We start from the raw sequence: 26,449 nt of genomic DNA on the forward strand, positions 1-26,449 counted from the left end.
TTCTCCGGTCTCAGGCATTGGCGGGAAGGGGCGCGGCGCCGTGCTGCTTCACGAACAGCGCGCGCACGTGCTGCCAGGCGTCTTCCAGATGCACACGCATCGCGGCCTTGGCGGCCTCGGGGTCGCGGCGCACCAGGGCGTCGACGATGGGGCGGTGGGTCTCGGCCATGGCGGTGGGGTCGTGATAGACCGCATCGATCAGCGCGATGATCATCTGCATCTCGGTCTGCGTGTTCATGAAGATGCGGTGCAGGTGCGCATTGCCCGAGAGCTCGCAGATCAGCGTGTGCAGCGCCAGGTCATTGGCGATGCGGTGATGCTGCGGCTGCGTGTTGGCCTCGCGCACCATGGCCTCGACCAGCGCCTGCACGCGCGCGATGCCCGCGTCGTCGGCCTTGCGGCAGGCCAGCTCGATGGAGGTGAGCTCCAGGCTCAGGCGCACCTCGAACAGGTCGTCGATCTCCTGCACGCTGATGGTCCGCACCGCAAAGCCGTGGCGCGGTTTTGCGACCAGCACGCCCTGGCGTTCGAGCCGCCGCGCCGCCTCGCGCACCGGCGCGCGGCTCACGCCCATGCGGCGTGCGATGTCCGCCTCGACGATGCGGCTGCCGGGCGCCAGGCGGCCTTCGACGATGGCGCGCGTCAGCTGGGCCTCGACCAGGCCGACGAGATCGGTCGACTCGACCGACTCGAACAGGGCCGCGTCGGCAGAAGGAGGAGGAGAAATTACGGAAGTTGCCATGTTGCTTGTCTCGTCATTGGTATGCGCCAGGGGCGATTCTTCACCGGATGGCATCTGGCGCGGCCTGCACGGTCTTCAGGCCCCGCCCCGCGCGCGCCAGGTAGAGGCCCGCCGCCATGATCAGCGCGATGCCGGCCATCGCAATCGCGTCGGGCGGCCTGCGGAACCAGAAGGTGCTGAAGGCGACGGCCAGCAGCAGCTGGAAGTAGTTGAGCGGCGCCAGCGTGGAGGCTTCGACGCGCTCGAAGGCGGCCAGCAACAGCCATTGCGCCGCCGCGCTGCAGGCGCCGCCCGCGAGCAACAGCGCCACGTCGCCCCAGGGCGGCTGGTGGGCTGGCAGGAAGAAGGGCGCGGGCAACAGTGTGACGATGAAGCAGACCAGCGCGGTCCAAGCGTATTGCACCGGCCCTGCGACCAAGCCCGCGAGCCGCCGCGTGAGCAGCTGGAAGATCGCGTAGCAGACGGCTGCAACGGCCATCAGCACCGTGCCGAGCAGGGGTAGGTCGGCGCCCGGCCGCACGATCAGCAGCATGCCGCCGAAGCCAACCGTCACGGCCACCCAGCGGCTGAGCCGCACCTGCTCGCCAAGCAGCCAGGGCGACAACGCCACCATCAGGAGCGGCGCGGTGAAGTAGATGGCCGTGGCCTCGGCCAGCGGCATCCAGATGAGCGCCGTCATGAAGCAGGTGGCCACCGTCGCGAGCATCAGCCCGCGCAGCAGCAGCAAGGGCTTCTGCGGCGTGCGCCACATGCGCAGGTCGCCGTGGCGCAGCAGCATCGCAAAGGCAATGCCGCTTACCGCGATGTAGCGCATCACGTTGACGAAGGGCGCCGGGTAGAACTGCAGCATGTGCTTGCAGAACGCGTCGTAGGAAGCGAAGGCCACCAGCGCGCAGAAGAACAGCGCCACGCCGGCGCTCTTCGAGCCCGCCGGGCGCAGGGCGAGGGCAGTCGCGGCGGTGCTCATCGGGCGGCCTGGAAGCCCCGCAGGAAATTGTCGAGCGCGGGGCCGATGGCCTCGACCATGTAGCCGCCTTCCTGCACCACCACGGTAGGCAGTTTCAGCGCGCCGACGCGCTCGCCGATGTGGCGGTAGGCGTCGAGGTCGAGCTTCAGCACGCTGATGGGGTCGTCCTTGTAGCTGTCGAAGCCGAGCGCGAGCACCAGTGCCTTGGGCGCAAAGTCGCGCAGCGCGGCCGCGCCTTGGTCCACCGCCTGCAGGAAAACCGTGTTGTCCGCGCCGTGCGCGAGCGGCAGGTTCAGGTTGAAGCCTTCTCCGGCGCCCACGCCGCGCTCGTGCGCATAGCCGGTGTAGAACGGGTAGTAGCCCGCGGGGTCGGCATGCGTCGATACGGTCAGCACATCATTGCGCGCATAGAAGATGTTCTGCGTGCCGTCGCCGTGGTGCGCATCGACATCGAACACCGCCACGCGTCCGTGCCGCTCCCAGAGCCGTTGCGCCGCGATGGCGCTGTTGTTGATGTAGCAGAAACCGCCCGCGCGATCGCGGTGCGCGTGATGGCCCGAGGGACGGCACAGCGCATAGGCTGCGTCGCCGCTTTCCAGCACCGCGTCGGCGGCGGCCACCGCGGTGTGGGCCGAGCGCAATATCGAGCGCCAGGTGTGCGGGCCAAGCGGGCACGAGAGGTCGCTGATGTAGTAGCCCGTGCGTGCCACCAGCGAGGGCGAGGGGCAGGGCGGGCGTGCCAGGCCCGGCGTGCCGTTGTAATAGGGCGAGAGATTCGGCAGCACTTCGATGCCGGGCTCCACGCCGGGCACCTTCAGCTCGCGCCACAGCGCGTAGGCGGTTTCAAGATAGTCGAGGTAGTCGGCGCTGTGCACGGCTTCGAGCGGCGCGCGACCGTAGTCGTGCGGCTCGGCCAGTGCAATGCCGCGAAGGGCCAGCGCATCGCGCAGCGCATGCGCGCGGCTCGGCAGGTCCGTCGGCTTGCAGATGCGGCCCAGCCGCATGAACTGCTGCGGATCGTGCAGCAGCTGCTCGTCGGTGAAGAAGGCCTTCACACGAAGCTCTCTTCGAAGATCGCCATGGCGCGGCCGAAGCGCGCGAACATATCGTCGATCTGCTGCGCCGTGATGATGAGCGGCGGGCAGAAGGCAATCGAATCGCCCATCGCGCGCACGATGAGCCCCTGCGCCAGCGCGAGTTCAGCGAGGCGTGCGCCGGCCTTCTGCGCGGGATCGAAGGGCGTACGCTTCGCGGGGTCGGCATACAGCTCGATCGCGCCGATGAGCCCCACGCCGCGCACCTCGCCGACGTACTTGCGCCCGGCGTAACTCTGCAACCCTTGCTGGAATTGCGGAGCCAGCGACTGGACGTGCGCGAGGATGTTCTCGTCCTCGTACACCTTGAGCGTCTCGAGCGCAATGGCGCAGGCTACCGGATGGCCCGAGTAGGTGAAGCCGTGGCCGAAGGTGCCGATCTTTCCGCTGTTGGCGGCGACGGCCGCATGCACCTTCTCGTTGACCATCACGGCCGAGATCGGCACGTAGCCCGACGAGAGCGCCTTGGCTGCGGTCAGGATGTCGGGCTTCAAGCCGAAGGTGGCCGAGCCGAACATCTGGCCTGTGCGGCCGAAGCCGCAAATCACCTCGTCGGCGATCAGCAGCACCTCGTACTTCGCCAGCACCTTCTGCACCTTGTCGAAGTAGGTGGCCGGCGGCACCAGCACGCCGCCCGCGCCCATCACGGGCTCGGCGATGAAGGCGCCGACCGTCTCGGGGCCCTCATCGAGGATGCGCTGCTCGAGCGCAGCGGCCAGCCGCGTCGCGAAGTCTTCCTCGCTCTCGCCGGCTTCGGCATAGCGGAAATGGTGCGGGCAATCGACATGGAGGATGCGGTCGATCGGCAAGTCGAAGTCGCGGTGGTTCGGCACCAGGCCGCTCAGGCTCGCAGCCGCGACCGTCACGCCGTGGTACGCGTTGCGGCGCGCGATGATCTTCTTCTTCCCGGGCTTGCCGATGGCATTGTGGTAGTACCAGACCAGCTTGACCGCGGAGTCGTTGGCCTCCGAACCGGAGTTGGCGAAGAACACCTTGGACATCGGCACCGGCGCCAGCGCAATCAGTTTTTCGGCCAGCGCAATCGCGGCCGGGTTCGAGCGGCCATTGAACGTGTGGTAGTACGGCAGCCCGTGCAGCGCCTCGCTGCCGGCCTTGGCCAGGCGTGCGTTGCTGAAGCCCAGCGAGGCGCACCACAGGCCCGACATCGCCTCGAGATAGCGGCGACCCTGGTCGTCCTCCACGAAGATGCCGTCGCCGCGCTGGATCACCAGCGGGCCGAGCTGCGGATGGGTCGCGAGGTTGGTGAAGGGATGCAGGTGCGCGGCGATGTCGTTGGCGGCGTTCTCTGCGTGCGTGCTGGCGTTCATGAAGGCGGTTCCGTTGTGTAGGGAGTTCAATCAATAGCCGCGCGCCAGGTCGACCTGGTTCGCAGGGCGCCGGCCCTGCCGCACCGACGCGAGGTTGTCGAGCGTCTGGCGCGCGATCACGAGGCTGTCGGTGCGCGTGGCGATGTGCGGCGTGACGAGGATGCGCGGGTCGCCCCAGAACGGATGCTCCGGCGGCAGCGGCTCCTGCGAGAAGGCATCGAGCGTGGCCGCCGACAGCTGGCCCGCATCGAGCGCCGGCTGCAGGTCGGCCTCGACCAGGTGGTCGCCGCGGCCGACGTTGATCAGGTGCGCGCCGCGCGGCAGCCTTGCGAACAGCGCGGCATCGAGAAAGCCGTGCGTCTCGGCGGTGAGCGGCAGCAGACACACCAGCGTGTCGCAACCCGAAAGAAATTCGTCGAGCTGCGCCGCGCCATGAAATCCCACGACGCCGGCCGGCAAGGCTTCCTTGGGGCCGCGGCTCCAGCCGCGCACCTGGTAGCCGATGGCGGCAAGCGCCTCGGCGCAGGCCATGCCCAGGGTGCCGAGGCCGGCGATGCCCACGCGGTGGTGGCGCGGCGATTCGATCGGCTGCTCTTCCCACCGGCCGGCCGCGGAACTCGCAACGTACGCGCGCATGCCACGATGCTGCTGCACCACGGCCCAGCAGACGTACGCCTTCATGCCGGCGGCCATGCCGGTGTCGACGATGCGGCAGAGCGACAGGTGGCGCGGCAGTTCCGCATCGGCCGTGATGTGCTCGATGCCCGCAGCCAGCGACTGCACGAGCCGGAGCTTCGGCAACTGCGCGAGCAGGCCATGCGGCGGAAACCAGCAGACGGCCGCTTCGATTTCGTCCAGCGCGCCGAGCTCTTCGCCCAAGCGCAGGTCGATGCCCGGATGGGCCTCGCGAAACGCCACGGCGAGGTATTCCATGTCCAGCACCGCGCTCAGGATCGCCACGCAGGGCGTGCCGCTCTTGCCCTTGTCGTCGTCCGGCGCCGCCATCACGCGACCAGCGCCTCGGCCGGCGACGCGGAGGACACCAGCCGCGGCACCGCCTCGATCAGCTTGCGCGTGTAGGCGTGCTTCGGATCGCCGAGCACCTTGTGCGTCTCGCCGTATTCGACGACCTCGCCGCGCTGCATTACCGCGATGTGGTCGCACATCTGGCCGGCCACGCGCAGGTCGTGCGTGATGAAGACCATGGCGAGCTGGAACTGCTCGCGCACCTGCGCGAAGAGTTCCAACACCTGCGCCTGCACTGACACGTCGAGCGCTGACACCGGCTCGTCGGCCACCAGCAGTTCGGGCTGCATGGCCAGCGCACGCGCAATGCCGATGCGCTGGCGCTGCCCGCCCGAAAACTCGTGCGGATAGCGCTCGGCCGCATCGGCGCCCAGGCCCACGAGCTTCAGCAGCTCCATCGCGCGCGCCATGGCTTCGGTCTTGCCCACGCCTTGCGCAATAGGACCGCCCGCGATGGCCGCACCTACGCGGTGGCGCGGGTTCAGCGATGCGTACGGGTCCTGGAACACCATCTGGATCCTGCCCGCGGCCTCGCGGCGGAACGCAGGCCCTTGCGAAAGGCTGCGGCCCTTGAAGAGGATGCGGCCGCTGTCGAACGGCGAAAGCCCCACCAGGCAACGGCCCACGCTCGACTTGCCCGAGCCGGATTCACCGACCAGCCCCAGCGTTTCGCCGCGGCGCAGTTCGAAGCTGACGTTCTTCGCGGCCTGCACCGAGCGGCCGCGCTTGAAGAGGCCGTTGCCCGAGGTGTAGGTCTTGCACAGGTCCTGCACCTGCAGCACGCGCACGATCTCGCCGGTTGGGGTGTCGCGCTCGGCGTTGCCGGTGGGAATGGCTGCGATCAGCTTGCGCGTGTAGGGGTGCTGCGGCGCATCGAGCACCTGGCGCACCGGCCCGGCCTCGACCACCTTGCCGGTCTGCATCACCACCACGTGGTCGGCGATCTCCGACACCACGCCGAAGTCGTGCGTGATGAACAGCACCGCCGTGCCGCGGCGCTGCTGCAGCTCGCGAATGAGCGCGAGGATCTGCGCCTGCGTGGTTACGTCGAGCGCAGTGGTCGGCTCGTCGGCAATCAGCAGCACGGGCTCGAGTACCAGCGCGCAGGCAATCATCACGCGCTGGCGCTGGCCGCCCGAAAGGCGGAACGGATAGGCGTCGATCAGCAGCTCCGGGTCGGGCAGCCCCACGTCGGCCAGCGCGGCCAGGATGCGCCGCCGCTTCTCGGCCGCGGGCACGCTGCCGTGCGCATCGAAGACTTCGCCGATCTGCTCGCCGATGCGCATCACCGGATTCAGCGCCGTCATCGGCTCCTGGAACACCATGCCGATGCGGCGCCCGCGCAGCTCGCGCATCTGCGGCTCGGTGAGCTGCAGCAGGTCGCGGCCCTCGAACAGGATTTGCCCGGCCACGGGCTCGACGTGCGGGCGGGGCAGCAGGCCCATCACGGCGTTGGCGATCATCGATTTGCCCGAGCCCGATTCGCCGACCACGCACAGCGTCTGGCCCGGCAGCACCGACAGCGTAGCGCCGTCGACAGCCAGCGCACGGTCCGCGCCCTTGGGCAGGCGGATGCCCAGATTGACGACGTCGAGCACCGGTTGCACCGGCTTCATGGGTGTGACGGTGGCGCTCATTTGCCCCTCCCGTCGAGCCGGGTGTTGAGCCCGTCGCTCAGGCCTTCGCCCACCAGGTTGAGCGCGAGCACGGTCAGCACGATGGCCAGTCCGGGGAACAGCGCCATCCACCAGGCCTGGCGCAGCACGGTGCGCGCGGCGCCCACCATGTAGCCCCAGCTCATCTGGTTCGGGTCGCCCAGGCCGAGAAAGCTCAGGCTCGACTCCAGCAGGATGGCCGTGGCCGTCATGAGCGAGGCCATCACGATGATGGGCGACATGGCGTTGGGCAATATCTGCGTGAGGATGATGCGTGGCGTCGACTGGCCCGCGAGCAGCGCGGCCTGCACGAAGTCGCGCTGGCGCAGCGTGAGAAATTCGCTGCGCACCAGCCGCGCCACCGGCGGCCACGAGACGATGGCAATGGCCACGACGATCGAGTTGACCGAGGGCTGGAAAATCGCCACCAGCACAATGGCGAGCGCGAAGCTCGGCACGGCCTGGAACAGCTCGGTAAAACGCATCAGCGCCGCATCGATCCAGCCGCCGAAGTAGCCCGCAATGGCGCCAAGCGTCACGCCGATGAGCAGCGCGACCACGGTCGACACCAGCCCGATCAACAGTGAGATGCGCGCGCCGTAGATCACGCCCGAGAGGATGTCGCGGCCCAGCGTGTCGGTGCCGAGCGCAAAGCCCGGCTCGGTCCACGGCCGCAGGAACGGCTGCTCGACCATGTTCCACGGATCGTTGGTCGCAACCCACGGGCCGATGATGGCCACCACGGCTACCAGCACCAGCACGGCCATGCCGAGCACGGCGCCCTTGTTGCGGCAGAAGCGCCGCCAGAATGGACTTTGCAGCAATGTCATAGCTCTATCCGCGGATCGACCAGCGTGTAGACGAGGTCGGTGATGAGGTTGAACAGCACGGCCATGGCCGCGGTCACCAGGAAGGCGCCGAGCAGCAGGTTGTAGTCGCGCTGCAGCAGCGCGTCGAACATCAGGCGGCCGATGCCGGGCCAGGCGAACACGGTTTCGGTGAGCACCGCGCCGCCGATCATTCCGCCGGCCTGGATGCCCGCGAGCGTGACCACCGGCAGCAGCGCGTTGCGCAGCACGTGCGCGCGCAAGATGCGGCCGGGCTTCACGCCCTTGGCGCGCGCGGTCTTCACGAAGTCCATCTGCGCCACCTCGAGCATGGCGGCGCGGGTCATGCGCGCATACACCGCCATGTAGAAGAGCGCGAGCGTCAGCGCCGGCAGCACCAAGTGCCCCGCAATGTCCCAGGCCAGCGCCAGGCCTGTGGCGCCGGAGCCCACGGTGCTGAAGCCGAAGCCCGGCAGCCAGTCGAGCTGCACCGTGAACACCAGCACCGCCATCAGCGCGAGCCAGTAGAGCGGCGTGGCATAGAAGATGAGCGCCACCACGGTGATCGAGCTGTCGACCCAGGTGCCGGCGCGCCGCGCGGCCAGCGCCCCGAGCGTGATGCCGAACAGCAGCGACAACGCAAAGGCCGTCCCCGTGAGCAGCAGCGTGGCCGGCAGCCGGTCCATGATGAGCTCGAGCACAGGCTGCTGCTGCCGGTACGAGAAGCCCAGGTCGAGCTGCACCACCTTGCCGACATAGGTGGCAAGCTGCGTCGTGATCGGCTGGTCGAGCCCGAACTGCGCGCGCAGCTGCGCCACGAACTGCGGATCGGACGCGCCCGCCTCGCCCGCGAGTACCGACACCGGATCGCCCGGCGCCGCGCGCACCAGCATGAAGTTGACCGTGGCAATCAGCAAGATTGCCAACAAGCCCTGCATCACGCGGCCCAGCATGAACTGCGTACGTTTCATCGGCGGCTCCTGTGGAATTGCATGTGCAGCAGGCTGGCCGTCATGCGAGCGTTGCGGTACCGAGGCTGTCGTTCAGGCCGATGCCGGATGTGATCAGGTTGCCAAGCTTGGTGCGGTACAGCGTCGGAAAGTTGAGCTCGTGCAGCCAGGCCACGGGCACCTCGTCGAGCAGGATCTTCTGCACCTGCAGGTAGATGGCCTTGCGCTTTTCTGGGTCGGCCTCTTTCGCGCCGGCATCGAAGAGCTCGTCGACCTTCGGATTCGAGTAACCCTCGACGTTGTTGAAGGGCGAGCCCTTGGCGATGTTGCTGCTGGTGTAGTTGCGCGCCACGCCCAGCGCCGGGTCCCCGTACTGGTACACGTAGGTAAAGGCAAGGTCGTAGTCCCATTCGTTGAGCTTCTGGTTCCAGCCGGCCACGTCGGTGGCCACCAGCTCGACCTTGATCCCGGCCTGCGCGAGGTTCTGGCGCAGGATTTCGGCCGAACGCGTCCACGTCTCACCGTAGGGCAGCGGCAGCAGGCGCAGCGTCTCACCCTTGTAACCGGCTTCTTCCAGCAGTTTCTTGGCGGTGGCCACGTTGCGCGGGTACTTGGCGACGTCGGCGCTGTAGAACTTGATGTTGCTGTTGAACGGGCCGGTCGCGGGCTTGGCGAAGCCCTGCCACGCGATCTTCGCCATGGCTTCGCGGTCTATCGCGTACATCACCGCCTGGCGGAACTTGACGTTGTCCATCGGCGCCTTGCGGTTGTTGAGCCACAGCCACGAATGCGGCGCGAAGAACTCCCAGCCCTTGGTGGTGACCGCGACGCCCGGCAGCTTGGAGAGCCGCAGCACGTCGAAGTATTCGACCGCGCCGCCCGGCACCAGGTCGACCTTGCCCGACTCGAACGCCGCCGCGCGCGAGGCCGCATCGGGAATCACATGGAAGTACACGCTTTCGACCAGCGGCACGTCCTTGACGTGGTACTTGTCGTTGGCCACGAGCTGGATGTACGAGCCCTTGACCCATTCCTTGAACTTGAACGGCCCGGTGCCGATGGGCGTGGCGTTGGCCGGGTTGGTCGCGAAGTCGGTGCCTTCGTAGATGTGCTTCGGAAGCATCGGCATGCTGCCGACCTCGAAGATGCCGATGAACGGACCGAACGGGTACTTGAGCTTGAACTCGACCGTGAGCGGATCGATGGCCTTGATGCTTTCCACCGCGGCCAGGTTGGCGCGCAGCCGCGCATGCGTCTTGCGCAAAAACACGTCGGCCGAAAAAACCACGTCGGCGGAGGTGAAGGGCTTGCCGTCATGCCAGGTGACGCCGGGCTTGAGCTTGAAGGTGTAGAGCGTGCCTTCCTTGTTGACGACCCACGAGGTGGCCAGCGAGGGCAGCGGGTTGATCTTCTCGTCGTAGCGCAGCAGGCCCTCGTAGATGTTGCCCGAGATCATCTGCGTGGGGCCGTTCTGCGTGATGCCCAGCATCAGCCCCGGCGGCTCGGGCTGCACGACGGCGTTGATCACGCCGCCTTTCTTGCCCGCGGCGAGCAGGTGCAAGGGGACGCCTGCCAGTGTCAGGCCGGCGGTGGCAGCGGCGCCCATCTGGATGAGGTTGCGACGTTTCATGTGCGGAAACTCCTTGTGGCTCTGTGCGAGCGGGTGGGGACGAAGAAACGGGAACGGAAGAACGCGGGCGCCGCGCACGGCGCCGCGTTCAGTCGCGGTACGACGTGGCGGGAAGCGGATCGATGCGCTGCAGCAGTGCGCGCCACTCGCGCGCGTTGGGGTCGGGCTGGCCCGGCTCGCGCACGCTGTCGCCGCTTTCGTACTGCTGCGCGGTCTTCTCGCAGACCTCGTGCGGCACGGGGTACACAGGCTGCCCGCTGGAGGCGATGGCTACCTGCACGCGGCAGGCGCGCTCCAGGTTCAGCATCAGGATGAAAGCCTCCGACACCGTGCGCCCGAGCGTGACCAGCCCGTGGTTGCGCAGGATGAGCGCACGCGCCGTCGGCCCCAGGTCGGCCACCAGGCGCTCGCGCTCGTCGGCATCGAGCGCAATGCCTTCGAAGTCGTGATAGACCACCCGGTTGTAGAACTGCAGCGCCCATTGGTTGCATGGCTGCAGCCCGCCCGCCAGCGACGACACCGCGACGCCCGCCACCGTGTGCGTGTGCAGCACGCAGGCCGCGTCATGGCGTGCCGCATGCACCGCGCTGTGAATGGTGAAGCCGGCCGGATTCACGTCGTAGGGCGAGTCGTCGAGGATGCGGCCGTCCAGATCGATCTTCACCAGCGACGAGGCCGTGATGTCCTTGAACAGCATTCCGAAGGGGTTGATGAGGAATTGCCCCTCGGTGCCCGGCACCCGCGCGGAGATGTGGGTGTAGATGCTGTCGTCCATGCCGTAGTACGCGACCAGGCGGTAGGCGGCGGCAAGATCCTCGCGCACCTGGCGCTCGGCGTCGGAAACGGGTGGGGCCTTGCGGTCCACTGCGTGCAATTGCATATCGCGTTCCTTTTTTCAGGCCCAGCGGAAACCGCCGGCGCCTCGTTCGGGGTCTTCGGATCGACTGTGCAAACTGTCGACAGTCAACCAACGACAGTCTTAAGCAATATGCAGGCCCGCGTGATGGGGTAAGCCCTTGGTGGAATGGTTTGAAGCGGGGAAAGGCCCGCCGGCAAAGGGCGAGCGCCAAGAAAAAAGCCGCGCGCACTGGGGAAAGTGCGCGCGGCGGATGTGGCCGGATGAGGTCGGATGAGGCCTTTCGTGCGTCATTCCTGCGCCATGAAAGCGCCGGATGCACCGTGATGGGCTCTCAGCGCAGGCGCCCTTCCTCGCGCAGCCGCGCGCCGATGCGGCGGATCTCGGCCTCGCCTTGGTCGAGCGTGGCCTTGCTCGTATGTACCGAGTAGTGGCCCATCACCAGTTCATGCGGATGCTTCACGGCCGAGCCCAATACAAAGGACGTGTCGCCGCGACCCACGAAGTCGATGGCTGCGCCGGACTCCTCGAACACCGCCAGTTCGCCAGTGCCGATGGGTTCGCCGGCGGCCGCCGTGCCGAGCCGGCCCGAGCTCACTGCCACCCAGCCCACGGTGTGACCGGCGGGCGGCGTGTAGCGCCAGTGCTCGCCGTCTTTCAGCTGCACGGCCAAGTAGTTCATCGGCGCCGGTGCCGGAATGGGGCTTTGCGCCGCGCCGTAGCGGCCGAGCAGCACGCGCGCCGGGCCTTCGCTCGGCACCTGCGAAGGCGAGAGGTAGATGCTTTGCGCCGGCGCGTTTTCTTCCGAGGCCGGCAGGGCCACCCAGAGCTGGAAGCCCTGCACACGCTTCGTCTCCGGCGCGGGTGCGCCGTCGTGCCACACGCCGTTGCCGGCGCGCATCCACTCGACCCCACCGGCCGGCAGCACGCCCTGCTCGCCGGTCGTGTCTTCGTACTGCGTGTCGCCTTCGATCAGCCACGTCAGCGTCGCAATGCCCGAATGCGGGTGCATGCCGAAGCCCTTGCGCCCGCCGGTAATGTCGAAGCCGAAGAGGTCGAGAAACACGAAGGGCTTGAGAAATTCGCCCAGGTCGCCCGGGCTCATGAGCCGCGTGATCGGCCCATGCTGCGAACCGAACGTGCGGTAGACGATGGCGCGGGCTTCTGTTGTGGTGGTGGCAACGGCGGTGGTCATGGGAGGCTCCTGAACCGATGGAAGAAGAAGAGAAGAAGAAAAAAGATCAGGCCACCCTGGCCGTCGGCCGAGGCATCGGCCGCAGGCGCCAGGTCACGAAGGCCGAGAGCAGCGCCAGCACGATGGCCGGCGCCGGATTGCCGCCGATCAGCACGAGGTGCGTGGCCACGGCGCCGGCCATGGTCACGGTCAGCAGCAAGCCGCCGATGAAGCCGGTCGCCGGCACCAGCAGCAGCAATGCGCCGCCGACCTCGACCACGCCCGTCACGTAGCGGAACCACTGGCCGAAGCCGACCGCCTCGAACACCTGGACCATCTGCGGCGCGCCAGCCAGCTTGGCGAGGCCGGCGGCACCGAAAGCCAGCGCCAGAAGAATGCGAATGCCCCAGACGATGCGGCGCTGGGTCGGGGAAACAAGTAGTGAAGAAGTCATGGGCACAAGGTTAGGGCGGCACCCATTGATCGACTAGACGGCAGAATCGGATTGCACTCGTCCACCAACAGAAGGAATCCCCGTCGTGCTCGACCTCAACGACATCGCCATGTTTGTGCAGGTGGTCCGCTACGGCAGCTTTGCCGGGGCGGCGCGCCGGTTGGGCCTGCCGCCCAACACCGTGAGCCGGCGCATCCAGCAGCTGGAGTCGCAGCTGGGCACGCGGCTGATGCAGCGCTCCACCCGCAAGCTCACGCTCACGAGCGCCGGCCAAGCTTTTCATGAGCGCTGCGCGGGCGCGGTCGACGGACTGGTCGAGGCCGGGCAAGAGCTGATTACCGGTAGCCGGGAACCCAGTGGCTTGATCCGAGTGGCCGCAACTGCCGATTTCTTCGACTTCTTTCCCATGGAGTGGGTCGCCGACTTTCTGGCCGCGCACCCGCTGGTGCGCATCGACTTCGTGCTCAGCGATGCCAAGGCCGACCTGATCGCCGAGCAGATCGACATCGCGTTTCGCGGCGGTGCGCTGCCCGACTCAGGCTACGTCGCCCGCAAGCTCCTGAACGCCCGAACCGACGGCATGGTGGCCAGCCCCGCCTACATCGCCGCGAGTGGTGCGCCCGCCACCTTGCAGGACTTGGCGAATCACGACTGCGTCACCTCGCCCCATCCCAGCGGCCGCACCCTCTGGCGCCTGACCGGCCCCGATGGCGCGGAAGAAGAAGTGCAGGTGGCGGGCCGCTTCAGCGGCAACACCGCCCAGGCGCTGCGCAAGGCCGCGCTCGCCGGCCTTGGCGTCGCACTTCTGCCGCCCACCATGGCCCGGCTCGACCTCGATGCCGGCCAGCTCGTGCCGGTGCTGCCGCAATACCAGCGCACAGGGCAGGGGCTGAGCGTGCTGTACCCGAGCCGCAAGCACCTGCCGCTGGCGGTTTCGGCGTTTGTCGGGATGGTGGTGGAGAAGCTGAGTGCGGTGGAGGCGTTGCCGGAGATGCTGCGGGTGGCGAAGACCTAGCTCCACCGGCCAATCAATTTCCACAGAAAATGCCTTTATGAAAATCGAAAAAGACACCGTCGTCACCCTCAAGTACAAGGTCGCCGACGCCCAGGGCAAGGTCATCGAAGCCAGCCCCGAGCCAATGGCCTACCTGCATGGCGGGTACGAGAACACGCTGCCCAAGATCGAGGAAGCGCTCGATGGCAAGGAAAAGGGCTTCCAGACCACGCTGCACCTCGCGCCTGAAGACGCCTTCGGCCTGCGCGACGAATCGCTGGTGCGCAGCATTCCCAAGGCCGACTTTCCGCCGGGCGTGAAAGTCGGCGGGCAGCTGGAAGGAAGGCTCGACGACGGGCGCGAGCACCTCTTCACCGTGACGAAGATCAAGGGCCCGGTGGTGCTGCTCGACGGCAATCACCCGTGGGCGGGCAAGGCGCTGCGCTTCAGCCTCCAGGTGACGGACGTGCGCGCGGCACTGCCGGTGGAGATCGAGCACCGCCACGTGCATGGGGCGCACGGGCACCACCACTGACCGGTCGTTCGATCGTCCGGCCTCCCGGCCCGCTTCTTACTTCTTTGCCCAGAACCGCGGCGCCTTCTCGATCTTGCCGAGCGCCTTGCGGCAGGCCTTCGCGCCGGCCGCATGGCGCGCGCTGAACCAGCCGACGGCAAACCATGCGCGCGCGTCGCGCTCGGCGGCTTCGCGGTAGAGCGCCATTGCCACGGCTTCGTCGTTGAATTGGCCCAGCGCGTCTTGTGCGGGGCGCAGCCGCTTCAGGTAGCGCCCGGCAGCTGACTTTTTTCCATCATCGTCGGCGAACAGCGGCGTCACGAACTCCGCCAGATAACGCAGGCGTTTGAGGCGCTTGCGCGTGCGGTGCTGTTCTTCAACACTCAGGGACTCGAAGCGTTGGCCGTCGCGCACGATCTGTTTGTGCAAGCGCTGCAGGCGTTTGCGCAGGAGGCGGCGGGCATCGCCGGCATTCAGCGGCGCCGGTTGTTCTTCTGGCGCGGCTTCCTTGGCTTTCTCCGCTTCCGCAGGCATTGCCGCCGCGGTAAAGCCGATGAGCGAGACCAGCACCGACTGGAATGCCGCGGCGCGCACGATGTCGCTGGGCGACGGCGCGTTGGCCGCTGCTTCATCATCAGCCAGCGGATCGAACTCCGGTGCACCGGCGTCGCGCAGTTGCGGCTGCGCCAGTTTCACGACCTGCTCGCGGTCGCGCAGTGTGCCGAGTGCGCGAAAGGCTTCAACGAGCGGCGGCTCCCATTCGGCCGCGTCGAAAAAACCCGCGCTCGCATCGAGCCCCGCGAGTTCGCGCAATGCGGTGCGCAGCCGCCGGATGCCGATGCGCAATTGATGGATCTGTTCTTCGTCGGTGCTGCCCGCCGCGATCTCGCTGGCGTTAGGCAGCATCTGAGCGAGGCAAGACGCGACCACGGCTTGCTGGATGGCGCGGCCGTCGAGCTTGTCTTCTTTCTCTTCGGCAAAGCGGGGCGTCTCTGCCTTGACGGCCGGCACGACCTCGAGCTTTGCCAGCAGGCGCGCACCGCGTTCGGCCTTGGAAACGGTGCTGAACCACAGGCCGTGCTGCTGCGACCAACGGCGCGCGAGCGAGACCAGTCCCTGCACGTCGCCGCGCTTGAGTTCGAGCTCCAGTTCGCACACAGGGGATTCGCGTTGCTCGGGCGTGCCCGCATGAGCGACGACCTTGCCGAGGTCGAGCGCCAACTCCACCACCGCGGCACCGGCTCCCGTGGTGCGCACGTCGCGTGTCAGTCGAACAATGTCTGTGGACTGGCGCTCGACCAGCGGCGCACCGCTCTCGGCCAGAATCTTGGCGAGCCGGTCGCCCACGGGCGTGCCCTGGTGGCGCTGCGGGTCGATGGCCGGTGATGAGTTGCCCACCGCCGCGCCAAGGTCGACGTTGTGTTCGAGCCGGTGCAGCGCGTTGTCGCCCGTGGCCTTGGCTGTCTGCACCCAGCGCCGCCCCTCTTTGCGCAGCCGCAGCACGATGCCTTGCGCGGCCAGCGCCTGGTCGGCAGTGTCGAAGTAGCGCGCCTGCAGGCGGGTGCGCACCACGGTGCCGCGGCGCATGGCGGCCTCGACTGCTTTCAGGCGCTCTGCGGGAATATGAAACTTGAATTCGACTTCCATGACGGCCATGATGCCCCGTCTTGCGTGCACATTGCTATCTGCCGCTGCCAATAGGCGGCAAGAAAGGTCTCCATGGCCACGACGTCGCTCGATCCCATCGCCTTGCTGGCCGCGGGCGCAGCACAGTCGGCCAGGGCGCTGGCCGCCAGAGAGGTGAGCGCGATGGATCTGTGCAAAGCCGCCATCGCCCGCATCGAAGCGCTCGACGGCCCGCTCAACGCGGTGGTGGTGCGCGACTTCGACCGCGCATGCCGCCAGGCCGCAGAAGCCGATGCGGCCCTCGCGAGCGGCGAGCGCCGGCCGCTGCTCGGCGTGCCGATGACGGTGAAGGAAGCCTTCAACGTCGCCGGCCTGCCAACCAGCTGGGGCCTGCCGCCGTTTCGCGGCTTCATGCCGAGGGAGGATGCAGTGGCGGTGCAGCGCCTGAAGGCGGCAGGCGCGGTGGTTCTCGGCAAGACCAATGTGCCGTCCGCGCTGGCCGATTGGCAATGCGCCAATCCGGTCTACGGCCGGACGGTGCACCCGCTCGACCCCAGGCGCACGCCGGGCGGTTCATCCGGTGGCGCTGCGGTGGCGGTGGCCACGGGCATGGTGGCGCTGGAGTTGGGCAGCGACCTGATGGGCTCGCTGCGCATTCCCGCGAGCTTTTGTGGCGTGTATGCGCACAAGCCGAGCCTTGGCCTCCTGCCGACGCGCGGCTTTGCGTTTCCGGGCACCGAAGAGGCGCCGGCCGGGCTGCCCTCGGTGATCGGGCCGATCGGCCACTGTGCGGCGGACCTCTCGCTGGCGCTCGATGTGCTGGCCGGGCCTGATGCGGCCCACCTTACGGAAGGCCGCTTCGCGTTGCCGGCGCCGCGCCACACAGCCACGAAGGACTGGCACGTGCTGGTGGTCACGGCGCATCCACAGGCTGCGGTGGCCGCCGATGTGCGCGCGGCGGTCGAAGGCGCGGGCCAGCGGCTGGCAAGGGCGGGCGCCTCGGTGGTTGATGCATCCGGCCTGCTGCCCGATATGGCCGAGATCAGCGACACCTACAACCAGATCGTGCAAGCCGTGCTCGCGCACGCCGAGCCGGGCGGCCAGTCGCCGATGTCGCTGCACGTCTGGTTCGACCTTCTCGCCACGCGCACGCGCATCCGAGCGCAATTGCGCACGCTGTTCGCGCAGTTCGACGCGGTGCTGTGCCCCGCGGTCGGCTGCGCGGCCTTCGAACACGTGACCGAAGAAGACTGGAGCAAGCGTACGCTCACCATCGATGGAGTTCAGACGCCGTACGGCGCGCAGGGCGCCTGGGTTGGACTGGCCAGCCTGGGTGGACTGCCCGCCACGGTCGCACCCGCGGGCCGCACGTCGAACGGATTGCCACTCGGCGTGCAAATCGTCGGTCCGCATTTCGAGGACCGGAGCACCATCGCCCTGGCCGATCAGCTGGCCGAAATCGATGCTTGAAAAAGATGTGGACGCCGTCCATTTTCTTTGATATCTTTTGTGGACGGTGTACACAACACACCGGCAAACCATTCCGATCCACTCTTCATCGAAACAGGAAGACAACCATGGCCAACAAGCAAATCTTCGTGAACCTCCCCGTCAAGAACCTGGAAAAGTCCAAGGCTTTCTTTGCCGCACTGGGCTACACCTTCAACGAGCAATTCACCGACGCCAACGCCGCCTGCATGGTCATCCAGGAAGGCAGCATTCACGCCATGCTGCTGGTCGAAGACTTCTTCAAGACCTTTACCGACAAGAGCCTCACCGACACCAGCAAGAGCACCGAGGTGCTGCTGTGCCTTTCGTGCGAAAGCCGCGCCGAGGTCGACGAGATGGTGGCCAAGGCGGTGGCCGCGGGCGGTACGGTGCCGCGCGAGCCGCAGGACTACGGCTTCATGTACGGCCACGGCTTCCAGGACATCGATGGCCACTTGTGGGAGTTGAGCTACATGGACCCGAACGCCGAAATGCCCCCGCAGTAAGGCACGGCCGAAGAGAACAAGAACGATGCCCATCGTTCCATATGCGCTCTTCACTGTTGCACGGAAGGCATCTTCCTTAAAGCAGGTTCGCCCCGATATTCCGAAGAACAATGCTGCCGCGCGTTCCGCGGCGCGATCAACGGAAAGGAATACCGAGGTGTCCAGCAACAACAGCAATGAAGAAGGCCGCAGCCCCGTGCTGCAGGTAAGCCCGCTCGGCTTCCCATGGCAGACGATCGACCCGTTTTTGTTCTGCGTCTATCACGACGATGCCTATCCCAAGGCCAACGCGCAGATGGGCCCCGAGGCACCGCTGGCGGGCCGGCAGATCGGCCAGGACTTCAGCCGCAAGGACGGCTGGAGCATGTACCACGGCGACACGGTGCCGGGCTTTCCCTCGCACCCGCACCGCGGCTTCGAAACCGTGACCATCGTGCGCAAGGGGCTGGTGGACCATTCCGATTCGCTGGGCGCCACCGCGCGCTTCGGCGGCGGCGACGTGCAGTGGCTCACGGCCGGCAAGGGCATCGTGCATTCGGAGATGTTTCCGCTGCTCGATGCGAACGCGCCGAACCCGCTGGAGCTGTTCCAGATCTGGCTCAACCTGCCGGCCACGAGCAAGATGGCCGACCCGCACTTCACGATGTTCTGGTCGGAAGCGATACCGCGCTTTGCGTCCGACGACGCGAAGGGCGGCCGCACCGAGGTCGCGGTGATCGCGGGCCGGTTCGGCGATGCCGCGGACAACGCAGGACAGGCGTCCATCGCTCCGCTGGCGCCGCCACCCGATTCATGGGCCGCGCAGGCCGATGCCGACGTGGCGATCTGGACGCTGAAGATGACGCCCGGCGCGCAATGGACGCTGCCCGCCGCCGTGGGCGAGGGCACGCGGCGCATGCTGTACTTCTTCAAGGGCGCCGCCCTGCACATTGCGGGCCAGCGCGTGGAAGGCCCAGCGGCCATCGAGCTGCTTGCCGATGCGGCCGTGGAGCTGCTCAATGGCAATGAGGAAGCGAGCGAATTCCTGCTGCTGCAAGGACGCCCGATTGCCGAGCCGGTGGCGCAGTACGGCCCCTTCGTGATGAACACGCAGGCCGAGATCAGCCAGACGCTGGCCGACTATCGCCGCACGCAGTTCGGCGGTTGGCCCTGGAGCGATTCGGCACCGGTGCACGGCCGCGACGCGGCGCGTTTTGCGCGGCATCCGGGCGGACGCGAAGAAAAGCCGGAGGCCTGAACAGGAACATAAGAACGCAGCCCTGGCTCAGAGCGAATCAAAAAGTTTTAAGCAGCTCGACCGAGGGTGCGGTCATGCTCGGCACGAACTCGATCACGTGCGTGCTTGCCACGCCGCTCTGCACGAACGGGTCGCGCGCCAGCACCGCGTCGAGCGCGGCCCGGTCGCCCGAACGCGCGAGGATCACGCCGCCCTTGCGCGGCACCTGCCGGCCCGAGGCCACGAAGAGGCCGCTTGCGTAGTGCTTTCGCAGCCAGGCCATGTGCCCATCCATCAACGCATCGAGCTCTTCAAGCGGACGGATGTAGGTGAGAGTGACGATGAACATGGGCGAAGGCGGCAAAGTGAATCTGGAACTTCCAATCCTATGGCGTGAACCGTGGGCATTCCGTGACACGAGAAGTAACGGAGTGATCCATGTTTTGCAGCTTCTGCTACCGTCTTTTTCATTGCCTTCAACTGCTCAGGGGAGTCGTTCATGCCGCTGCGGTCGCCGCATTTTTTGCCACCCAGTTTCGTACCGCCCTACCTGCTGGACCGACTGGCGGAGCGTGCCAGCGCCCATGCCAGCGCGCGCGCGGCACAAACGCTGATGATCGACCGCCAGCAGCGTGGGCTTCGCGAGGCAATTGCGAGCCACGGCGTGTCGTCGGAGCCGCCACCGCGCTACGTGCGGCACAACTCGCCCGCGCGCGCAGTTCACGACGCTGAACACACCATGGTGCTGCCCGGCCGGCCGGTGCGCGCCGAAGGGCAGGCATCCACCGGCGACATCGCGGCCGACGAGGCCTACGACTATCTCGGCGCCACCTATCGGCTGTATCACGACATCTACGAGCGCGACTCCATCGACGGCGCGGGCATGCCGCTGACGGGCAGCGTGCACTACGGCAACGACTACGACAACGCGTTCTGGAACGGCAAGCAGATGGTGTTCGGCGACGGCGACGGCGAGGTCATGAACCGCTTCACCATTGCGGTGGACATCATCGGACACGAGCTGACGCACGGCGTCATCGATCATGAATCGGGCCTGGTTTACCAAGGGCAGTCGGGTGCGCTGAACGAATCGATCTGCGACGTGTTCGGCGTACTGGTGAAGCAGCACTTGCTGAAGCAGACGGCGCAACAGGCCGACTGGCTCGTGGGCGCGGGGCTTTTCACCGACAAGGTGGCGGCGCGCGCGCTGCGCTCGATGGCCGAGCCGGGCACCGCCTACGACGATCCGGTGCTGGGCAAAGATCCGCAGCCTGCCCACATGAAAGACCTGGTCGTCACGCAGCAGGACAATGGCGGCGTGCACATCAATTCCGGCATTCCGAATCGCGCCTTTCATCTCGCTGCCACGGCCATCCAGGGCCCGGCCTGGGAGACGGCGGGGCGCGTCTGGTACGACACGGTGTGCGACAGGCGGCTGCGCCAGGATGCCGATTTCCTGGCCTTCGCGCAGCTGAGCGTGGAGAATGCGGCCAAGCGCTTCGGCGCCAACAGCGCGGCGCACAAGGCCATCGGCGCCGCATGGAACACCGTGGGGGTCGCACCATCATGATTCAGCTTCCGCCTCTGGACCAGGCTTCGGTCGTGCGCGTGACGCGCGAGGGCGGCGTTGCCTACCTGCCGGGCCTTTCGCGGCCACGCAGCTACCAACTGGGCAACTGCAGCGCGGAACTGCGCCAGCAGATCGGCGAGGCGCTGCAAAGCGCCGCGCCGCATGCGGAGCAGCGCGACGGGCCCGGTTCGCCGGGTGGCGACCAGCGCTTCTACCGCGTGGAAGTGGTGGTGGAGAGCGCCACCACCCATTCAGGTTCAATCAGCTTCGAAGTGCCCGAGAACGAGGCACCGGAGGCGCTGGTGCACCTGTGGAAAGACGCAGCCGACCGCTGAGGCGTGGTCTGGTCGCGCGCGAGACCCCCGCCGAAGCGACGGATCTTTTAGATTCGGCGATCACAATCCACAACTACACCGGAGCCTCTTTCCATGATTCACGTCGTCGCCGTCATCACCGCCAAGCCGGGCCAGCGCGCCAAGCTGCTCGAAGCCTTTGCCGCCAACCGCGCGGCCGTGCTGGCCGAAGAGGGCTGCATCGAGTACGGCGCCACCATCGATGCGCAAGGCGTCCCGACGTCGAAGGCCAGCTTCGGACCAGACACCTTCGTGGTCATCGAAAAGTGGGAAACGCTGGCTCACCTGCAGGCCCATGCGGTGGCACCGCACATGGCGGCGCACGGCGCAAAGACGAAAGAGCTGGTCGAGAGCAAGCTGATTCACGTGCTCGAGCCGGTCTGAGAGGCCTGGCCGCAGGCCTTCGCGCGCGGCGCAATGCCTGCTACCCTCGCGCCGGGATCAGGCATCCCGAGGAGGGACTCAAGGCATGGCGATCTTCTTCAGACCGCACGGTCTGCGCGTGCGCGCTTCCGCCGCAAGGCTCTGCGCACTGGCCGCGCTGGTGCTGTCGGCTGGCTGCGCACAACTGGGCGCACCGCCCTACGCAGCCGACTACGAGGCGCTCGACCGGCTCGAAGCCACGCGCCCCGGCATGGTGGCGGTGGCGAAAGTTCAGCCGACCGACCCGAACGACAGCATCAACACCCTCCACCTGCGCCGCGCCAAACTGCTGTCGCCCAGCGGCACCTTCGCGCAATACCTGGAAGACGCGCTGATGCGCGACCTGGGCGAGATATCGGCCTACGACCCCAAGGCACCGACGCGCATCGCGGCGCGAATACTGGTGAACGAACTCGACCTCGGCGTGATCAACGGCACCGGCCGCATGGACGTGGAAGTGGTGGTAACGCGCGCAACCGTGCAGAGGTTACGCAAAACCTACCGCGGCGAGATTGCCTTCGACTCAAGCTACGCGAACATCGTGGCCGTGCCGGCCGGTCAGGCCGCATACCCGAGGCTGGTGCGCGCGCTGCTGCGCCAGATGTATGCCGACCCGCAGTTCATCGCGGCCATTGCACCCTAGACCCGGAGAAAGCAGCACCATGCCGTTTCCTTTTTCTTCGGCCGCCCGCCTGTTTGCCACCGCAGCCCTGGCCGCCGTGCTGGCAGGTTGCTCGCATCCGATCACGATGATCACCGAGACCGCGCCGCCGCGGTCGATGGCCCACCTGATTCCGAAGAAGGTGGCCTACGTGATGACCGACGCCCAGCGCGACCAGCAGGTGACGACCGCCGGCGGCAGCGGCGACCGCGTGAGCTACTACCCCTACCGCGATCTCGAAAAGTCGATTCGCGATGCGCTGCGCGCGGTGTACCGCGACGTGGTCGTGCTGCGAGCCGCGGGCGATGCAAAGGTCAACGAGGCGGCGGGCGTGTCGCTGGTGTTCACGCCGCAGATCAAGACCGATTCGAGTTCGTCTTCCTGGATCACCTGGCCGCCCACGGCCTTCACCGCCGAGGTGAGCTGCGTGGTGAGCGATACCGCGGGCGCCGAGGTCACGCGTGTGCGCGCGGTGGGCAACGGCACGGCCGAGTTCGGCGAGTTCAACGGCGACTACGGGCTGGCCGCCCGGCGCGCGGCCACGCGGTTGACGTCGCAGCTCAGCAGCGAAATTCGAAGGAACGAGAAGCTGCGCTGACTCGACTCCTTGACTCGACTCCCTTCTCCGCGAGCCCGATATAAAAAAACGCGCCCGAGGGCGCGTTTTTCATTGAAGCGTCGAAGCCTTACTTCGAAACGACCTTCACCATTTCGAGGCACTTGTTCGAGTAGCCCCATTCGTTGTCATACCAGCTCACGAGCTTCACGAAGGTGCTGTCGAGCGCAATGCCGGCTTCGGCGTCGAAGATCGAGGTGCGCGGGTCGCCGCGGAAATCGGTGGCCACCACCTTGTCTTCGGTGTAGCCCAGCACGCCCTTGAGCGCGCCTTCGCTCTGCGCCTTCATTTCGGCGCAGATTTCCTTGTACGTGGCTTCCTTCTCGAGCTCGACCGTGAGGTCGACCACCGACACGTCGGAGGTCGGCACGCGGAAGCTCATGCCCGTGAGCTTCTTGTTGAGCTCGGGAATTACCACGCCCACGGCCTTGGCGGCGCCGGTGCTCGAGGGAATGATGTTTTCCAGAATGCCGCGGCCGCCGCGCCAGTCCTTGTTGCTCGGGCCGTCGACGGTCTTCTGGGTGGCGGTGGCAGCGTGCACGGTGGTCATCAGGCCGCGCTTGATGCCCCACTTGTCGTTCAGCACCTTGGCGAGCGGGGCCAGGCAGTTGGTGGTGCAGCTGGCGTTGCTCACGATGGCTTCGCCGGCGTACTTCTTGTCGTTCACGCCGTAGACGAACATGGGGGTGTCGTCCTTCGATGGTGCCGACATGATCACCTTCTTGGCGCCCGCGTCGAGGTGCTTCTGGCAGGTTTCCTTCGTGAGGAAGAGGCCGGTCGACTCGAGCACGATGTCGGCGCCGACTTCGTTCCACTTCAGCTGCGACGGGTCGCGCTCCTGCGTGAGGCGGATCTTCTTGCCGTTGACGATCAGCGTGTTGCCTTCAACCGTGACTTCGCCCTTGAAGCGGCCGTGCACCGAGTCGTACTGGAGCATGTAGGCCAGGTAGTCGGGCTCGAGCAAGTCGTTGATGGCGACGATTTCGATGTCGTTCTTGAAGTTCTGCACCGCTGCGCGCAGCACGTTGCGACCGATGCGACCGAAGCCGTTGATACCGAGTTTGATAGCCATCTGATTTGCTCCTAAGGTTGAAAAACTTTGTGATCGAACGGAAAGATGAAACGCCTTGCTGCCGGCTCAGTCGCGCAGGGCGGCTTCGACGGTGGCGGCAACGTTCTCTGCCGTGAAACCGAAATGCTTGAACAGCGCTGGTGCGGGTGCCGACTCGCCGTAGCTGTCGATGCCCACGACGGCCGCGCAGCCGTATTTCCACCAGCCGCCCGTGCAGCCCATTTCGACGGCGATGCGCGGCAGCTTCTTCGGCAACACGCTCTTCTTGTAGGCCACGTCCTGGCGGTCGAAGGTGGTGGTCGAGGGCATCGACACCACGCGCACGGCAATTTTCTTCTCGGCCAGCAATTTCTGCGCGGCCAGGGCCAATTGCACTTCGGAGCCGGTGGCGATGATGACCGCGGCGGTCTTCTTGCTCTTGAGGCCGACGGCTTCGGGCTCCGACAGCACATACGCACCGCGGCTGATGTCGCCGAGGTCGCCCTTCGGCGCATAGGCGATGTTCTGGCGGCTCAGCAGCAGCGCGGTGGGGCGCGACTGGTTCTGCAGCGCCACGGCCCAGGCCACGGCGGTTTCGGCCGTGTCGCCCGGACGCCAGACGTCGAGGTTCGGAATCAGGCGCAGCGACGCGGCGTGCTCGATCGACTGGTGCGTGGGGCCGTCTTCGCCCAGGCCGATGGAGTCGTGCGTGAACACGTGCACCACGCGGCGCTTCATGAGCGCAGCCATGCGGATGGCGTTGCGGCTGTAGTCGCTGAAGGTCAGGAAAGTGCCGCCGTAGGGAATGAAGCCGCCATGCAGCGCCACGCCGTTCATGATGGCCGCCATGCCGAACTCGCGCACGCCGTAGTTGATGTGGCGGCCGACTACGCCGTGGGGCGGTTCGGCATTGTCGGCGGTGCTCTCGGGCGCAGCTTCGTCTTCGGCACCCTGGTTCGGCTGCTGGACGGGCACGTCCATGACCACGGCGCCGGTCTTCGCGTCGAAGCGCAGGGCGGCCGTGCTCTTGGTGTTGGTGAGGTTGGAGCCGGTGAGGTCGGCGCTGCCGCCGAGCATTTCGGGCAGCGCGGCGGTGAAGGCCTCGAGCGCGAGCTGACTGGCCTTGCGGCTGGCCACGGTTTCGCCCTTGGTGTGGGCGGCCACCACGGTGTCGAACGCCACCTGGTGGAAGTTCTTGGGCAGCTCGCCCCGCATGCGGCGGGTGAACTCGGCGGCGAGTTCGGGAAAGGCCTTGGCGTAGGCGGCGAACTTGTCGTTCCAGGCGGCTTCGGTCTTGGCGCCTTCGGCCTTGTGGTCCCAGTCGGCGCGGACTTCTTCCGGCACTTCGAAGGCGGCGTAAGGCCAGTTCAGCGCGGCGCGGGTGAGGGTGATTTCCTCGGTGCCCAGCGGCTCGCCGTGGGCCTTGGCGGTGTTGGCGCGGTTCGGGCTGCCCTTGCCGATCTGCGTCTTGCAGATGATGAGGGTGGGCTTCGAATCTTCTTTCTTCGCCTTGGCGATGGCCTTGGACACGTCCTTGGCGTCGTTGCCGTCGATCGGGCCGATCACGTTCCAGCCGTAGGCCTTGAAGCGTTCTTCGGTGTTGTCGATGAACCAGGGCTTTACCTGGCCGTCGATGCTGATGCCGTTGTCGTCGTACAGCGCAATCAGCTTGTTCAGGTGCCAGGCGCCGGCCAACGCGCAGGCTTCGTGGCTGATGCCTTCCATCATGCAACCGTCGCCCAGGAAGGCGTAGGTGTGGTGGTCGACGATGGCGTGGTGCTTGCGGTTGAACTCGGCCGCGAGCAGCTTCTCCGCCAGCGCGAAGCCCACTGCGTTGGTAATGCCCTGGCCCAGCGGGCCGGTGGTGGTTTCCACGCCGGGGGTCACGTCGACTTCAGGGTGGCCCGCGGTCTTGCTGTGCAGCTGGCGGAAGTTCTTGAGCTCGCCAATGGGCAGGTCGTAGCCCGTGAGATGCAGCACCGAATACAGCAGCATCGAGGCGTGGCCGTTCGAGAGCACGAAGCGGTCGCGGTCGAACCAGTGCGGGTTCGCGGGGTTGTAGCGCAGGTGCTCGCCCCAGAGTGCGACGGCCATGTCGGCCATGCCCATCGGTGCGCCCGGATGTCCGGAGTTTGCTTGTTGGACGGCATCCATGGCCAGCGCGCGAATCGCGTTGGCCATCAGGGCTTGGTTTGCCATGGGCGGTGGGCTTTCGGGGAATGTGGATTGGGGGGAACCCGCGATTTTACCGGGCTCGCTCCAACCCCCTCCGATACGGGCTGAACACCCGACTGATGTTCTTTGGCGACAGCCGGACTGCTAGAGTTGCCACCCATGCATGGGCTGCACCTCACCGCCGATCTCCACGACTGCCGATGCGGCCTTCAATGGCTGACCGACAAAGAGGCGCTCGGCGCCGTTTGCATCAAGGCGGTAACGGCCGCCGGGCTGCAGCCGGTGGGCACGCTGGTCCACGGATTTCCGGCCACGCCTGAAGGGCCGGGCGGCGTCACGGCCACGGTGCTGCTGGCCGAATCGCACCTGTGCATTCACACCTGGCCCGAACAGCGCGGCGCCACGCTCGACGTGTATGTGTGCAACTTCGGCGGCGACCATTCGGCCAAGGCGCATGCGCTGATGGAATGCCTGGTGGCGCTGTTCCAACCCGCCCACAGCGAACGCAACGAGCTGCTGCGCGGCCAGGTGGCAGCGTGAGCAGCACCCCAAC

The 26,449-nt window shown here is 66.8% G+C and carries 27 protein-coding genes; 11 read left to right on the forward strand and 16 right to left on the reverse strand.

Annotated features, from left to right (window positions below; all coding sequences use genetic code 11):
* Positions 1–10: 10 nt before the first annotated feature.
* The 12 genes from ABIC94_RS01650 to ABIC94_RS01705 form a co-directional block, all read right to left on the reverse strand.
* Positions 11–796 carry a GntR family transcriptional regulator gene (locus ABIC94_RS01650; protein WP_354370841.1) on the reverse strand — a complete coding sequence of 262 codons (786 nt, stop codon included), beginning with the start codon at positions 794–796 and terminating at the stop codon, positions 11–13.
* Positions 783–1,709 carry a DMT family transporter gene (locus tag ABIC94_RS01655; RefSeq protein ID WP_354370843.1) on the reverse strand — a complete coding sequence of 309 codons (927 nt, stop codon included), beginning with the start codon at positions 1,707–1,709 and terminating at the stop codon, positions 783–785. Before ABIC94_RS01655 ends, ABIC94_RS01650 begins: the two co-directional genes overlap by 14 nt.
* Entirely contained in the window at positions 1,706–2,764 is a 1,059-nt protein-coding gene (locus ABIC94_RS01660) for a histone deacetylase family protein (protein WP_354370845.1), read from the reverse strand. The genes ABIC94_RS01655 and ABIC94_RS01660 overlap by 4 nt, the downstream gene beginning before the upstream one ends.
* Complete coding sequence (locus ABIC94_RS01665) at positions 2,761–4,131, reverse strand: aspartate aminotransferase family protein (protein ID WP_354370846.1); 1,371 nt, start codon at positions 4,129–4,131, stop codon at positions 2,761–2,763. The genes ABIC94_RS01660 and ABIC94_RS01665 overlap by 4 nt, the downstream gene beginning before the upstream one ends.
* A 30-nt stretch (positions 4,132–4,161) precedes the next feature.
* The gene (locus tag ABIC94_RS01670) at positions 4,162–5,136 is read right to left on the reverse strand and encodes a 2-hydroxyacid dehydrogenase (protein WP_354371412.1); all 975 of its coding nucleotides are present in this window, start codon (positions 5,134–5,136) and stop codon (positions 4,162–4,164) included.
* Positions 5,136–6,794, reverse strand: coding sequence for an ABC transporter ATP-binding protein (locus tag ABIC94_RS01675; protein WP_354370848.1), 1,659 nt, complete (start codon positions 6,792–6,794; stop codon positions 5,136–5,138). Before ABIC94_RS01675 ends, ABIC94_RS01670 begins: the two co-directional genes overlap by 1 nt.
* Positions 6,791–7,642, reverse strand: a complete 852-nt coding sequence (locus ABIC94_RS01680; protein WP_047784595.1) for an ABC transporter permease — start codon at positions 7,640–7,642, stop codon at positions 6,791–6,793. Before ABIC94_RS01680 ends, ABIC94_RS01675 begins: the two co-directional genes overlap by 4 nt.
* Positions 7,639–8,610: an ABC transporter permease gene (locus tag ABIC94_RS01685; protein WP_354370849.1), complete on the reverse strand. Its 972-nt coding sequence runs from the start codon at positions 8,608–8,610 to the stop codon at positions 7,639–7,641. The genes ABIC94_RS01680 and ABIC94_RS01685 overlap by 4 nt, the downstream gene beginning before the upstream one ends.
* A gap of 40 nt (positions 8,611–8,650) precedes the next feature.
* On the reverse strand, positions 8,651–10,219 hold the full coding sequence (locus ABIC94_RS01690; protein WP_354370850.1) for an ABC transporter substrate-binding protein: 1,569 nt from the start codon (positions 10,217–10,219) through the stop codon (positions 8,651–8,653).
* 88 nt (positions 10,220–10,307) lie between these two features.
* Positions 10,308–11,099, reverse strand: coding sequence for a class II aldolase/adducin family protein (locus ABIC94_RS01695; RefSeq protein WP_354370852.1), 792 nt, complete (start codon positions 11,097–11,099; stop codon positions 10,308–10,310).
* A gap of 310 nt (positions 11,100–11,409) precedes the next feature.
* On the reverse strand, positions 11,410–12,270 hold the full coding sequence (locus ABIC94_RS01700; RefSeq protein WP_354370854.1) for a pirin family protein: 861 nt from the start codon (positions 12,268–12,270) through the stop codon (positions 11,410–11,412).
* A 46-nt stretch (positions 12,271–12,316) separates the two neighbouring features.
* A complete protein-coding gene (locus ABIC94_RS01705) occupies positions 12,317–12,703 on the reverse strand; it encodes a DoxX family protein (protein ID WP_354370855.1) in 387 nt (128 codons plus the stop codon).
* 85 nt (positions 12,704–12,788) lie between these two features.
* On the opposite strand from ABIC94_RS01705, the gene ABIC94_RS01710 reads away from it, so the two are divergent.
* Positions 12,789–13,718 (forward strand): LysR family transcriptional regulator, encoded by a 930-nt coding sequence (locus ABIC94_RS01710; RefSeq protein WP_354370856.1) that lies wholly within the window; start codon positions 12,789–12,791, stop codon positions 13,716–13,718.
* Between the two features lie 37 nt (positions 13,719–13,755).
* Positions 13,756–14,232 (forward strand): FKBP-type peptidyl-prolyl cis-trans isomerase, encoded by a 477-nt coding sequence (locus ABIC94_RS01715; protein ID WP_354370858.1) that lies wholly within the window; start codon positions 13,756–13,758, stop codon positions 14,230–14,232.
* Between the two features lie 36 nt (positions 14,233–14,268).
* Here ABIC94_RS01715 and ABIC94_RS01720 read toward each other — a convergent pair whose 3' ends face one another.
* Complete coding sequence (locus tag ABIC94_RS01720) at positions 14,269–15,867, reverse strand: CYTH and CHAD domain-containing protein (protein ID WP_354370859.1); 1,599 nt, start codon at positions 15,865–15,867, stop codon at positions 14,269–14,271.
* 63 nt (positions 15,868–15,930) lie between these two features.
* Here ABIC94_RS01720 and ABIC94_RS01725 point away from each other — a divergent pair, with 63 nt between their 5' ends.
* From ABIC94_RS01725 to ABIC94_RS01735, 3 genes are all read left to right on the forward strand, one after another.
* Positions 15,931–17,307: an amidase family protein gene (locus tag ABIC94_RS01725; RefSeq protein ID WP_354370860.1), complete on the forward strand. Its 1,377-nt coding sequence runs from the start codon at positions 15,931–15,933 to the stop codon at positions 17,305–17,307.
* Positions 17,308–17,414: 107 nt separating this feature from the next.
* On the forward strand, positions 17,415–17,831 hold the full coding sequence (locus ABIC94_RS01730; RefSeq protein ID WP_354370862.1) for a VOC family protein: 417 nt from the start codon (positions 17,415–17,417) through the stop codon (positions 17,829–17,831).
* A 25-nt stretch (positions 17,832–17,856) separates the two neighbouring features.
* The gene (locus tag ABIC94_RS01735; RefSeq protein ID WP_354370863.1) at positions 17,857–19,068 is read left to right on the forward strand and encodes a pirin family protein; all 1,212 of its coding nucleotides are present in this window, start codon (positions 17,857–17,859) and stop codon (positions 19,066–19,068) included.
* Between the two features lie 37 nt (positions 19,069–19,105).
* Here ABIC94_RS01735 and ABIC94_RS01740 read toward each other — a convergent pair whose 3' ends face one another.
* On the reverse strand, positions 19,106–19,396 hold the full coding sequence (locus ABIC94_RS01740; RefSeq protein ID WP_354370864.1) for a YciI family protein: 291 nt from the start codon (positions 19,394–19,396) through the stop codon (positions 19,106–19,108).
* 150 nt (positions 19,397–19,546) lie between these two features.
* Between ABIC94_RS01740 and ABIC94_RS01745 the strand changes: the two genes are divergently transcribed.
* The 5 genes from ABIC94_RS01745 (at position 19,547) to ABIC94_RS01765 (ending at position 22,652) form a co-directional block, all read left to right on the forward strand.
* A complete protein-coding gene (locus tag ABIC94_RS01745) occupies positions 19,547–20,617 on the forward strand; it encodes a M4 family metallopeptidase (protein ID WP_354370865.1) in 1,071 nt (356 codons plus the stop codon).
* Positions 20,614–20,952: a protealysin inhibitor emfourin gene (locus ABIC94_RS01750; protein WP_354370867.1), complete on the forward strand. Its 339-nt coding sequence runs from the start codon at positions 20,614–20,616 to the stop codon at positions 20,950–20,952. Before ABIC94_RS01745 ends, ABIC94_RS01750 begins: the two co-directional genes overlap by 4 nt.
* Positions 20,953–21,045: 93 nt before the next feature.
* Positions 21,046–21,354, forward strand: a complete 309-nt coding sequence (locus ABIC94_RS01755) for a putative quinol monooxygenase (RefSeq protein ID WP_354370868.1) — start codon at positions 21,046–21,048, stop codon at positions 21,352–21,354.
* Positions 21,355–21,439: 85 nt separating this feature from the next.
* The gene (locus ABIC94_RS01760; RefSeq protein ID WP_354370869.1) at positions 21,440–22,036 is read left to right on the forward strand and encodes a hypothetical protein; all 597 of its coding nucleotides are present in this window, start codon (positions 21,440–21,442) and stop codon (positions 22,034–22,036) included.
* Positions 22,037–22,055: 19 nt separating this feature from the next.
* On the forward strand, positions 22,056–22,652 hold the full coding sequence (locus ABIC94_RS01765) for a hypothetical protein (protein ID WP_354370871.1): 597 nt from the start codon (positions 22,056–22,058) through the stop codon (positions 22,650–22,652).
* Between the two features lie 88 nt (positions 22,653–22,740).
* Here ABIC94_RS01765 and gap read toward each other — a convergent pair whose 3' ends face one another.
* Together gap and ABIC94_RS01775 are read right to left on the reverse strand one after the other, a co-directional pair.
* Entirely contained in the window at positions 22,741–23,742 is a 1,002-nt protein-coding gene (gap, locus tag ABIC94_RS01770) for a type I glyceraldehyde-3-phosphate dehydrogenase (RefSeq protein ID WP_354370873.1), read from the reverse strand.
* 66 nt (positions 23,743–23,808) lie between these two features.
* Positions 23,809–25,920 (reverse strand): transketolase family protein, encoded by a 2,112-nt coding sequence (locus ABIC94_RS01775; RefSeq protein WP_354370874.1) that lies wholly within the window; start codon positions 25,918–25,920, stop codon positions 23,809–23,811.
* A 135-nt stretch (positions 25,921–26,055) separates the two neighbouring features.
* Between ABIC94_RS01775 and speD the strand changes: the two genes are divergently transcribed.
* The gene (gene speD, locus ABIC94_RS01780) at positions 26,056–26,436 is read left to right on the forward strand and encodes an adenosylmethionine decarboxylase (RefSeq protein WP_354370876.1); all 381 of its coding nucleotides are present in this window, start codon (positions 26,056–26,058) and stop codon (positions 26,434–26,436) included.
* The last annotated feature ends 13 nt before the right edge of the window (positions 26,437–26,449 follow it).

This window comes from Variovorax paradoxus (assembly GCF_040544635.1).
GTDB lineage: Bacteria > Pseudomonadota > Gammaproteobacteria > Burkholderiales > Burkholderiaceae_C > Variovorax > Variovorax paradoxus_R.

Excerpts from the sequence above, each read along its gene's own strand:
- ABIC94_RS01650 (WP_354370841.1), bottom strand. The coding sequence starts at position 796 with ATGCCATCCGGTGAAGAATCGCCCCTGGCGCATACCAATGACGAGACA.
- ABIC94_RS01655 (WP_354370843.1), bottom strand. The coding sequence starts at position 1,709 with ATGAGCACCGCCGCGACTGCCCTCGCCCTGCGCCCGGCGGGCTCGAAG.
- ABIC94_RS01665 (WP_354370846.1), bottom strand. The coding sequence starts at position 4,131 with ATGAACGCCAGCACGCACGCAGAGAACGCCGCCAACGACATCGCCGCG.
- ABIC94_RS01670 (WP_354371412.1), bottom strand. The coding sequence starts at position 5,136 with ATGGCGGCGCCGGACGACGACAAGGGCAAGAGCGGCACGCCCTGCGTG.
- ABIC94_RS01675 (WP_354370848.1), bottom strand. The coding sequence starts at position 6,794 with ATGAGCGCCACCGTCACACCCATGAAGCCGGTGCAACCGGTGCTCGAC.
- ABIC94_RS01680 (WP_047784595.1), bottom strand. The coding sequence starts at position 7,642 with ATGACATTGCTGCAAAGTCCATTCTGGCGGCGCTTCTGCCGCAACAAG.
- ABIC94_RS01685 (WP_354370849.1), bottom strand. The coding sequence starts at position 8,610 with ATGAAACGTACGCAGTTCATGCTGGGCCGCGTGATGCAGGGCTTGTTG.
- ABIC94_RS01690 (WP_354370850.1), bottom strand. The coding sequence starts at position 10,219 with ATGAAACGTCGCAACCTCATCCAGATGGGCGCCGCTGCCACCGCCGGC.
- ABIC94_RS01695 (WP_354370852.1), bottom strand. The coding sequence starts at position 11,099 with ATGCAATTGCACGCAGTGGACCGCAAGGCCCCACCCGTTTCCGACGCC.
- ABIC94_RS01700 (WP_354370854.1), bottom strand. The coding sequence starts at position 12,270 with ATGACCACCGCCGTTGCCACCACCACAACAGAAGCCCGCGCCATCGTC.
- ABIC94_RS01705 (WP_354370855.1), bottom strand. The coding sequence starts at position 12,703 with ATGACTTCTTCACTACTTGTTTCCCCGACCCAGCGCCGCATCGTCTGG.
- ABIC94_RS01715 (WP_354370858.1), top strand. The coding sequence starts at position 13,756 with ATGAAAATCGAAAAAGACACCGTCGTCACCCTCAAGTACAAGGTCGCC.
- ABIC94_RS01720 (WP_354370859.1), bottom strand. The coding sequence starts at position 15,867 with ATGGCCGTCATGGAAGTCGAATTCAAGTTTCATATTCCCGCAGAGCGC.
- ABIC94_RS01725 (WP_354370860.1), top strand. The coding sequence starts at position 15,931 with ATGGCCACGACGTCGCTCGATCCCATCGCCTTGCTGGCCGCGGGCGCA.
- ABIC94_RS01730 (WP_354370862.1), top strand. The coding sequence starts at position 17,415 with ATGGCCAACAAGCAAATCTTCGTGAACCTCCCCGTCAAGAACCTGGAA.
- ABIC94_RS01735 (WP_354370863.1), top strand. The coding sequence starts at position 17,857 with ATGCCCATCGTTCCATATGCGCTCTTCACTGTTGCACGGAAGGCATCT.
- ABIC94_RS01740 (WP_354370864.1), bottom strand. The coding sequence starts at position 19,396 with ATGTTCATCGTCACTCTCACCTACATCCGTCCGCTTGAAGAGCTCGAT.
- ABIC94_RS01745 (WP_354370865.1), top strand. The coding sequence starts at position 19,547 with ATGCCGCTGCGGTCGCCGCATTTTTTGCCACCCAGTTTCGTACCGCCC.
- ABIC94_RS01750 (WP_354370867.1), top strand. The coding sequence starts at position 20,614 with ATGATTCAGCTTCCGCCTCTGGACCAGGCTTCGGTCGTGCGCGTGACG.
- ABIC94_RS01755 (WP_354370868.1), top strand. The coding sequence starts at position 21,046 with ATGATTCACGTCGTCGCCGTCATCACCGCCAAGCCGGGCCAGCGCGCC.
- ABIC94_RS01760 (WP_354370869.1), top strand. The coding sequence starts at position 21,440 with ATGGCGATCTTCTTCAGACCGCACGGTCTGCGCGTGCGCGCTTCCGCC.
- ABIC94_RS01765 (WP_354370871.1), top strand. The coding sequence starts at position 22,056 with ATGCCGTTTCCTTTTTCTTCGGCCGCCCGCCTGTTTGCCACCGCAGCC.
- gap (WP_354370873.1), bottom strand. The coding sequence starts at position 23,742 with ATGGCTATCAAACTCGGTATCAACGGCTTCGGTCGCATCGGTCGCAAC.
- ABIC94_RS01775 (WP_354370874.1), bottom strand. The coding sequence starts at position 25,920 with ATGGCAAACCAAGCCCTGATGGCCAACGCGATTCGCGCGCTGGCCATG.
- speD (WP_354370876.1), top strand. The coding sequence starts at position 26,056 with ATGCATGGGCTGCACCTCACCGCCGATCTCCACGACTGCCGATGCGGC.